Raw genomic sequence first — 8913 nt, 5'->3', positions numbered from 1 at the left:
GGGTTCGGGGGGCACGGAGTCGTCCCCGGATGGCTGGGCCCGGCGGGTACCTCTTATGAGACTGCGTGTCAGCAAGGCAGTCAATCCCTTGCGCACGACTTGTTGACCCGTCGTCTACCAACGTGTGACGCTGCCAACTGTCCACTGTCTCAAGGGATATGCGACCAGGAGGCGTCAGTGTCGACGCACGAGCTCTACACCAAGGCCCCGCCGGACCCGCTGTGGCAGGTGCCCGCCTCCGGCGCGGCACGCTTCAGCTGGGAGTACGACGAAGGGCGCGCCCGCCTCCTCGCGCTGTACCAGAAGGGCAAGGACAAGCAGTGGGACGGCGCCACCCGCATCGACTGGGACCTGGAGGTCGACCCGTACGACCCGCTCGGCACCCCGGACGAGGCGCTCAGCCTCTACGGCACCCGCCACTGGGCGAAGATGACCGAGAAGGACAAGGGCGACCTGCGCCGGCACTACTCCTCCTGGCAGTTCAGCCAGTTCCTGCACGGCGAGCAGGGCGCCATGGTGTGCGCGGCGCGCATCGTGGAGTCCGTGCCCGACCTGGACGCCAAGCTGTACTCCGCCACCCAGACCATGGACGAGGCCCGGCACGCGGAGATCTACAGCCGCTTCCTGCACGAGAAGATCGGGATGCTCTACCCGGTCAACGACAGCCTCCAGAGCCTGCTGGGCGACACCCTGCGCGACTCCCGCTGGGACATGCCGTACCTCGGCATGCAGGTCCTCATCGAGGGACTCGCCCTCGCCGCGTTCGGCATGATCCGCGACACCACCGACAAACCGCTGCCCCAGCAGATCCTCGCGTACGTCATGCAGGACGAGGCCCGGCATGTGGCCTTCGGGCGGATGGCGCTGCGCGACTACTACAAGCAGCTGTCCGACGCGGAACTGCGCGAGCGCGAGGAGTTCGTCATCGAGGGCTGCTACCTGATGCGCGACCGGCTGCGCGGGGTCGAGGTACTGGAGAACTTCGGCATCCCGCACCAGGAGGCGCAGGATTTCTCGGAGCAGTCCGAGTTCCTGCACCTCTTCCGCAAGCTCCTCTTCAGCCGCATCGTGCCGTGCGTGAAGGACATCGGCCTGTGGGGGCCGCGCCTGCAGAAGGCGTACCTCGACATGGGCGTCTTCGAGATGGGCGACTCCAGTCTGGACCTCCTCATGACCCAGGACGAGGAGCTCGCCGAAGCGCTCGACAAGCGGCGCTTCGAGGCGGAGGACGCGGCGCGGGTGGCGGAGGTCGAGAGGGCGATCGCGGACGGCGCGGCCTGATCGCGGCGGGCGGACGGTCCGGGCGCCTCCCGGCGTGAAGTAGCGTCTGCGGCATGACCACGCCGCCGCCCCAGCAGCCCCCCGGCCCGTACGGACCTCCGCAGCCGCCGCATCCCTACGGCGCGCAGCCGTATCCGCAGCAGCCCCCGCAGCAGCCGCAGTTCCCGCAGCAGCCGTCCTACCCGGGGCAGCCCTTCCCGCCGCAGCACCCCGGTCAGGCGGGGGCGTGGGGGCAGCCGCCGGCAGGGCCGCCGCCGCGCAAGAACCGGACCGGCGCGTTCATCGCGATCGGCGTGGTCGCGCTGGTGGGTCTCGGGGCCGTCGGGTGGGTGGTGAACGCGGCCACCGAGGCCGGGTCCGTGGCCACCGGAGCCGGGTTCCCCAAGGCCGAGTACCGGCTCACCGTGCCGAAGACGATGCTGGACGGTGAGTACAAGCTGGCCCAGGACCTGTCGCAGACCCAGGGCAAGGACGCCCTGGAGGGGACGTACGACTCGAAGGTCCGCAACCCCCGGCCGGCCGTCGGCCAGTACACGGCCGGCTCGCCGACCGCCCCGAGCGTGCTCGTCATCTCGGGCATGTACGGCCAGTTCAAGGACCCCGAGGGCACCCGCGAGAAGATGATGGCCGGCGCCGAGGACGGTCAGGGCGCCACCCTCGCCGTCCCTGCCAAGGACATCACCCCGGCCGGTTCCGGCATCACGCTGACCTGCCAGGTGCTCACCGCGACGCAGGCCGGATCCACGGTCACCATGCCCATGTGCGCCTGGGCGGACGGGAACACGGGCGCCTCGGTCGCCGTCGTCACCCCCGAGACGTCGAAGCAGGACCCCCGGTCGGTCGACCTCGACAAGATCGCCGCGACCACCCTCAAGGTGCGGGAGGAGTCACGGCAGCCGATCGGCTGAGCACGCCGCCGGGGCCGGGAACGACGTACGCGGTGTGAAGGCGGCGGGCGCCGGTTCCCGTGCGGGCCTGGGCAGGTGCCCGGACCCGCGCGGGGACCGGCGCCCGCTCAGTCGTCCAGCGCCGCCCGCATCACCGCCCGTGCGATCGGCGCCGCGCTGCCCCCGCCGCTGATGTCGGCCCGGTCCGCCGACGCGTCCTCCACGACGACCGCCACCGCGACCGCCGGCTGCCCGTCGCCGTTCTCGTGCGCCCAGGAGATGAACCAGGCGTACGGCGTGCCCGTGTTGTCGACGCCGTGCTGCGCCGTGCCCGTCTTGCCGCCGACCCGGACGCCCGGGATGGCGGCGTTCGTCCCCGTCCCGTTCTCCACGACGTCGACCATCATCTGCTGGAGCTGCGTGGCGGTGGCCGGATTCATCGCCTGGTGCAGGGACTTCTGGCTGTCGCGCGTGACGGTGTCGCCGTCCGAGTCCGTCGTCCGGTCCACCAGGTACGGCGACTTCAGCTCACCGCCATTGGCGACCGCCGCCGCGACCATCGCCATCTGGAGCGGTGTCGCCCTGGTGTCGTACTGGCCGATGGAGGAGAGCGCGAGCTGGTCGGCGGTCATGCTGGTGTCGAAGTTGCTCCGGGACACCCTCGACGGGATCTTCAGACCGTCGTCGTTGAAGCCGAACTTCTGCACGGTGTCGAGCATTCCGGCCATTCCCACCCGCACCCCCAGCTCCGCCATCACCGTGTTGCACGAGACCCGGATCGCGTACTCCAGCGACGCGTCGCGGCAGCCGCGCGCCTCGTTGGGCAGGGTGGTGCTGGTCCCGGGAAGGACGTACGGCTCGGGCGTCCTCGTCGGGGCCCCGATGTCCGTCACCACCTCGGTGTCGAGCGCCGCGGCCGCCGTCACGATCTTGAACGCGGACCCCGGCGGGTACGTCTGCCGGATGGTCCGGTTGAGCATCGGCTGACGCGGCGAGCCGTTCAGCCGGGCCCACGCGCCCGTGACCGCCTTCCCGGTGCCCGACAGCCATTCGGGGTCGTACGACGGGCTGCTCACCAGCGCCAGGATCTTCCCCGTCGACGGCTCGACCGCCGCCACCGCGCCCTTGCGGCCGGCGAGCCCGTGGTACGCCGCCCGCTGGACCGCGCCCTTGATGGTGGTGACGACGTCGCCGCCGGGCTGGCGCGAGCGCGTGATCTCGTTCCACAGGGGGAGCGGGGCGAGCATCGAGTCGGTGCCGGAGAGGATGTCGTCCTCGGCGTGTTCGAGAAGGGTCGTGCCGTACGTCTGGGAGGCGTAGCCGGTGACGGGCGCGTACAACGGCCCGTGCCGGTAAGTCCTTTCGTACCGCAACTGCTCACCGCTGTCCCGGGAGCCGGTGACCGCCCTGCCGTCGACGACGATGTCGCCGCGCTTCTGCTCGTAACGGCCGATGGTCTTGCGGCGATTGGCCGGGTTGTCGTCGAGCGCCTCGGCCTGGAGGACCTGGACACGGGCGGCGTTCAGCAGCAGCGCGACGAGCAGCAGCAGGCAGAACCCGGCCGCGCGGCGGATGTAGCGGATCACTGGTCGGCCTCCACGACGGGCGCGATGACGCCGGTCTCGACGTGCTCGGGCTGCGGCCGGCGGGCCGAGTCGCTGACCCGGATCAGCAACGCCACGATGATCCAGTTGGTGACGACGGACGACCCGCCCTGCGCGAGGAACGGCATCGCCATGCCGGTCAGCGGGATCAGCCCCATCACGCCACCGGCGATGACGAACACCTGGAGGGCGAGGATCGAGGCGAGACCGATCGCGAGCAGCCGCCCGAACGGGTCGCGCAGGGCGAGGCCCGCCCGGTACCCGCGGGCGACGAGCAGGGCGTACAGCAGGAAGACCGCGGTGAGTCCGGACAGGCCCAGCTCCTCGCCCGCCGTCGCCAGGATGAAGTCGGACTTGGCGGCGAAGCCGATGAGGATGGAGTCGCCCGCGCCGAGCCCCGCGCCGAGCATCCCGCCGGCCGCGAAGGCGAACAGGGACTGGGCGAGCTGGCCGGGGCCCCGGCCGGCGTCGATGGAGGCGAAGGGGTGCAGCCAGTCCTGGACGCGGCTGTGGACGTGCGGTTCGAGCGAGCCGACGACGAACGCGCCGACCGCCGCGAGGAGCAGGCCGACGGCGATCCAGCCGGTGCGGCCGGTGGCGACGTACAGCAGGATCACGAAGAGGCCGAAGAAGAGCAGCGAGGTGCCGAGGTCGCGCTCCAGGACGAGTACGCCGACGCTGAGCAGCCAGATCGCGACGATCGGGCCGAGCACGCGGCCGGTGGGGAGCTGGAGCTTCCAGATCTTGCGGCCGGTGTAGGCGAGGGCGTTGCGGTTGGCCGCGAGGTAGGCGGCGAAGAAGACGGCGAGCAGGATCTTCGCGAACTCGCCCGGCTGGAAGGAGAAGCCGCCGACGCGGATCCAGATCTTCGCGCCGTTCACGGCGGGGAAGAAGATCGGCACGATCAGCAGGGCGAGGGCGGCGGCGACCGACAGGTAGGCGTACCGCTGCAGGACGCGGTGGTCGCGCAGGAGGATCACCACGCCGATGAAGAGCGCGACGCCGAGGGTGGACCAGACGAGCTGGGTGGGCGCGGCCTGGTCCTTCGGCGTCTCCAGGTCCAGGCGGTAGATCAGCACCAGGCCGAGGCCGTTGAGGAGGACCGCGATCGGCAGCAGCAGGGGGTCGGCGTACGGGGCGCGGAAGCGGACGGCGAGGTGGGCGAGGAGCGCGAGGACGCCGAGGCCCGCGCCGTAGCCGGCGGCGTCGGGGGGCACCGCGTCGTTCTTGGTCAGGCCCACGTCGATGTAGCCGTAGACGGCGATGAGGACGGCGCAGACGAGGAGCGAGAGTTCCACGCCGCGCCGTTTGGGGAGGCGTAGGTCGGGCGGGGGAGCGTCCACCGTCGTTGCGGTCATGTCAGGCAACGTAGCAAGCGAGCGGGCTGTATGTACGTATATGTCGGCTCACGCCCGAGGAGTCCGTACGGCGTGAGCCGCACGCCTCGGGCGTGAGGGGGTACGAGCGGCGCGTGCTGACCGCGCGTCAGCCGCGCCGCGTCAGCGATGGGGCGTCAGCACCAGCGCGGGACGGCGCCGATGTTCGCGATGTAGTGCGCCGAGCCCCAGGCCCAGGTGCCGTCGGTCAGCAGGTACCAGCGGTCGTTGCCCTGCACGTTGCCGCCGCGGGTCTTGCAGAAGATGTGGACGATCGCGCCGTACGGCTTGCTGCCGATGACCCGGCTGCCGCGGGTCGGCTTGTCGCGCAGCAGCAGCCCGGACTTGGCTATGACGCGCCCCTTGTACGTGTGGGAACGTTCGGCCGTGGGCCGCACGGGGTCGGCGGCGGCGAGCGCGGGGCTCGCGGCGGTGACGGCGGCCAGGGCGCCCGCGGCGGCGCACAGGCCGAGCCTGGAGAGCGGGGACCGGGGAAGCAGGGGCATGTCGGCTCCTGACAGGTGAGGGGCCTTCGCCGTGGCGAAGGGCGGTGGGGGGCTCCGGTCCGTAAGCGAACCGGTCCTCGACTCGCCCGATTCACACTAAATTCGCCACTGACTGATCGCAATTCGTCACTCTGCGTGCGCACTGTCGCCCGGGCCGCCCTCGGGCGCCTCGTCGGGATGGACCTCGGGCAGCTTGAGCGTCGCGACCGCCCCGCCGTCCGGCGCGTTCGTGAAGGTGAGTTCCGCGCCGATCGCCTCCGCCTGCCCGACGGCGATCGTCAGGCCGAGGCCGTGCCCCTTGCCTCCGGAGCGCGGCTCGGTGCGAAAGCGCTGCGGGCCGTGCTCCACCAGGTAGCCGGGGAAGCCCTCGCCGTGATCGCGCACCGTCACCACCGGCCCGTCCACGGTCAGTACGACCGGCTCACCCCCGTGCTGGTGCGCGTTGCCGACGAGATTGCCCAGCACCCGCTCCAGCCGACGCCGGTCGGTCTCCACGTAGGCGTCCCGTACGATCCGGACCTCCGTCGGGGTCTCCGCCGGGGCGCCGGGCCCGCGCGCCGGCCCCCGCGCCACGCGCTCGGCGAGCGGGCCGATCCGGTGCGCGTCCCGGCTGATCTGCTCGCTGCCCGTTTCGAGCCGGGAGATCTCCAGCAGATCCTCGGTCAGCAGCCGCATCGCCCGCACCCGGTCCTGGACCAGCTGGGTCGGCCGGCCGGGCGGCAGGAGCTCCGCCGCCGCGTGCAGGCCGGTCAGCGGGGTGCGCAGCTCGTGGGCCACGTCGGCGGTGAAGCGCTGCTCGCTCTGCAGCTTGCGCTGGAGGGTGGAGGCCATCGCGTCCAGTGCGCCGGCGACCGTGGCCACCTCGTCCTGGGGCCGTGAAGACGCCTTCGTCCGCGGGTCGTTGACGCGCGCGTCGAGGTCGCCCGCGCTGATCCGGCGCGCCACCCCGGCCGTCTGGTGCAGCCGGCGCGTCACGCGCGTCACGGCGAAGACGCCGACCAGCAGCGTCACCGAGATGGCCAGGAGCGACGAGCCGACGATGGCCCGGTCCAGGCCCATGATCGTGCCGACGCCCTGGCTGTAGTCGATCTCGGCGGCCATGGCCCGGCGGTCGGCCGGGGCCGCCGCCCACATGGTGGGGCGGCCGTCGTGCTCGCTGACGAGTGTGCCGCGCCGGCCCGACAGCGCGAGATCGCGCAGGGAGGCGGGCAGGCCGTCGGGGTCGATGCCGGTGTCCGGCGGCAGCGGATCGCCCGCCTCGTACGCCCGGGTCGCCTCCGCCAGCCGGGTGAGCGCCTTCTCACGGGCCTGGTTGAGCGTCTGGTGCGTCACGGAGACGTGTACGAGCGCGCCGAGCAGCGCCGCGAGCGCGCAGCACATCACGGTGATGAAGGCCGCGGCCTTCCAGGTGAGGCGTGCGGTCCAGGCCGGCAGGCGGAGCCTCATCGGCCGCCACCGGAGGCGGAGGCATGGGCGGTGGCCGATGAGGTCGGGCCGGGGGCGGGGGAGACCGTGTGCGAGTGGGACGGCAGGGGCTCGCCGCCCTCCTCGTGCACCCGCAGGATCTCGTCGCGGGTGGGCAGCATGGCGTGCTGGTGGTCGTCCCAGGACCAGGCCGTCCGGTACTCGTAACCGGGCAGGTTCGACGGCGCCCGGATGATGAGGTCGCGGCCCGCCAGCGACACTCCGATCACGGCGTCGCTGGTGCCCATGACGCGGATGAGCCGGCCCTTCTCGGCCAGGTAGCAGCGCACCGCCAGCTGCCCCTTCGGCAGCGAGACCCCGATGATCATCTCGTCCTTGCCGTCGCCGGTGAGGTCCCGGTAGTACGCCTTGAGCACCGGGCACGCCTTCGGTTTCGTGTCGCACTCGCGCAGCTGCCGGGCCGTCTGCTCGTACATCCCGTCTGGCCCGCTGAGCGCGTCCGGACGCGCGGCCTGCTCCGCCTGGACGACGGCCACCGGCCGCACCGCGCGCACGTCGTCGCCGGGCACCTCGATCCCGCGTACCGTCTCCGTCTCGCCCTCGCCGTAGTCCATCGGAGGGACGGTGGCGGCCGGCCGCTCGGGCCACAGCCGGGTGGGGCCGATGGCGGTGGGCGTCGGCCCGGCGCTCTCCAGCTCGCCGGCGTCGGCGCAGCCGGACAGCGCCGCCAGCGCCGACAGGACCGCCGTGGCGGTCAGGAGCAGCAGTGCCGCGCGGGCGGGACGGTGCGCGCTCAAGGCTCCCCTCGCTTCTGTGCCTCGGGTGCGGGTGCGGTGCGCTCGGCTCAGCGCTGGTACGGGTTGCGACCGGGCTCGGGCGCGCCCAGGTGCTCCTGGCCACCGCCGCCCTGCGCCTGCGTGGCTTCGAGCTGCTGCGCCTGCTCCTTGCCGATCTGCTGCTCGGCGCCGCAGAAGGTGCACTGGGTCGTGTACTTCGTGGAGAACGCGAACAGCGGGACGAAGAACAGCGTGAACTTGCTGACGCGCTTCTTCAGCGTGTGCGCGGCCGGGTTGCCGCAGCGCCCGCAGACCAGGGTGAGTATGGCCAGTTGGTAGAGGTAGCTCTTGCTGCCAAAGATGATCATTCGGTGGTCCCCTCCGTGCCGTGATCCTTGTCTGCCCTGCTGTCGAGTCTGCACCAACCCCGCCGATCGCGACGCCGGGCCCCGCTCAGCGGTCGCCGGGACGCAGCCGCAGGACCGTGGAGGTCGCGTGCCGGCCGACGTTCCGGCGGACCTCGGCCAGCAGCCCCGCGGACACCCGCCGGTACGGCACGTCGCCCAGCCCGATGGCCACGATCCGCTCCTCGCCCTCGTCCGCCAGCCCGGCCAGGGCCTCCCGCGCCTGGGCCCGCACCGTCGGTGTCAGCGGGCTCGACAGCAGCGGGTCCGCGTCACCCGGAAGCACCAGCACCAGCGCCCGGGGGGCCCGCGCGGTGCCCGTGTAGCCGACGACCGCCGCGTCCCGCGTGTCCGCGTGCCGCACCTTCACCCAGGACTTGGCCTCCCGGGGCCGGTAGCGCGACGCCAGGCCCTTGCACACCAGGCCCTCCACGCCCTGGCCGACCAGCGCCTCGTACCAGACCAGGGCCTGTTCCCGGTCGGTCGTCGCCAGCACCCGCTGCACCTGCGGACCCGCCTCCCGCAGCGCGTCGCCCAGCAGCTCCCACCGCTGCTCCAGCGGCAGCTCGCGCACGTCGCGCCCCGGCACGGCCAGGACGTCGAAGGCGACGTACGCCCTGTCTCTTATACACCTCTGACGCTGCCGACGATCGC

Annotated in this window: 9 protein-coding genes; 2 read left to right on the top strand and 7 right to left on the bottom strand. The window is 72.2% G+C overall.

Annotation, left to right across the window (positions count from 1 at the left end; translation table 11 throughout):
• Positions 1-177 precede the first annotated feature (177 nt).
• Entirely contained in the window at positions 178-1281 is a 1104-nt protein-coding gene (locus tag E2E34_RS26915; protein WP_138904506.1) for a ferritin-like domain-containing protein, read from the top strand.
• Between the two features lie 53 nt (positions 1282-1334).
• On the top strand, positions 1335-2189 hold the full coding sequence (locus E2E34_RS26910; protein ID WP_138904505.1) for a hypothetical protein: 855 nt from the start codon (positions 1335-1337) through the stop codon (positions 2187-2189).
• A 107-nt stretch (positions 2190-2296) separates the two neighbouring features.
• Here E2E34_RS26910 and E2E34_RS26905 read toward each other — a convergent pair whose 3' ends face one another.
• The 7 genes from E2E34_RS26905 to E2E34_RS37640 all read right to left on the bottom strand — a co-directional run.
• Entirely contained in the window at positions 2297-3754 is a 1458-nt protein-coding gene (locus E2E34_RS26905; protein WP_138904504.1) for a penicillin-binding transpeptidase domain-containing protein, read from the bottom strand.
• Positions 3751-5130: an FtsW/RodA/SpoVE family cell cycle protein gene (locus tag E2E34_RS26900; RefSeq protein WP_138904503.1), complete on the bottom strand. Its 1380-nt coding sequence runs from the start codon at positions 5128-5130 to the stop codon at positions 3751-3753. Before E2E34_RS26900 ends, E2E34_RS26905 begins: the two co-directional genes overlap by 4 nt.
• A gap of 155 nt (positions 5131-5285) precedes the next feature.
• Entirely contained in the window at positions 5286-5654 is a 369-nt protein-coding gene (locus tag E2E34_RS26895; RefSeq protein WP_138904502.1) for an SH3 domain-containing protein, read from the bottom strand.
• 126 nt (positions 5655-5780) lie between these two features.
• Positions 5781-7100: an ATP-binding protein gene (locus tag E2E34_RS26890; protein WP_138904501.1), complete on the bottom strand. Its 1320-nt coding sequence runs from the start codon at positions 7098-7100 to the stop codon at positions 5781-5783.
• On the bottom strand, positions 7097-7876 hold the full coding sequence (locus E2E34_RS26885) for a hypothetical protein (protein WP_138904500.1): 780 nt from the start codon (positions 7874-7876) through the stop codon (positions 7097-7099). Before E2E34_RS26885 ends, E2E34_RS26890 begins: the two co-directional genes overlap by 4 nt.
• A gap of 47 nt (positions 7877-7923) precedes the next feature.
• Positions 7924-8223 carry a zinc ribbon domain-containing protein gene (locus tag E2E34_RS26880; protein WP_138904499.1) on the bottom strand — a complete coding sequence of 100 codons (300 nt, stop codon included), beginning with the start codon at positions 8221-8223 and terminating at the stop codon, positions 7924-7926.
• An 85-nt stretch (positions 8224-8308) separates the two neighbouring features.
• Positions 8309-8913 (bottom strand): ATP-dependent DNA ligase (locus tag E2E34_RS37640; RefSeq protein ID WP_500691567.1); only part of this gene is annotated, 605 nt, incomplete at its 5' end.

Source organism: Streptomyces albidochromogenes (assembly GCF_005981925.1).
GTDB classification, from domain to species: Bacteria; Actinomycetota; Actinomycetes; order Streptomycetales; family Streptomycetaceae; genus Streptomyces; species Streptomyces albidochromogenes.
The sequence above is the reverse complement of the archived record's forward strand: the minus strand, read 5'-3'. Positions and strand labels throughout refer to the sequence as shown.

Excerpts from the sequence above, each read along its gene's own strand:
- E2E34_RS26890 (WP_138904501.1), bottom strand. The coding sequence starts at position 7,100 with ATGAGGCTCCGCCTGCCGGCCTGGACCGCACGCCTCACCTGGAAGGCC.
- E2E34_RS26900 (WP_138904503.1), bottom strand. The coding sequence starts at position 5,130 with ATGACCGCAACGACGGTGGACGCTCCCCCGCCCGACCTACGCCTCCCC.
- E2E34_RS26895 (WP_138904502.1), bottom strand. The coding sequence starts at position 5,654 with ATGCCCCTGCTTCCCCGGTCCCCGCTCTCCAGGCTCGGCCTGTGCGCC.
- E2E34_RS26880 (WP_138904499.1), bottom strand. The coding sequence starts at position 8,223 with ATGATCATCTTTGGCAGCAAGAGCTACCTCTACCAACTGGCCATACTC.
- E2E34_RS26910 (WP_138904505.1), top strand. The coding sequence starts at position 1,335 with ATGACCACGCCGCCGCCCCAGCAGCCCCCCGGCCCGTACGGACCTCCG.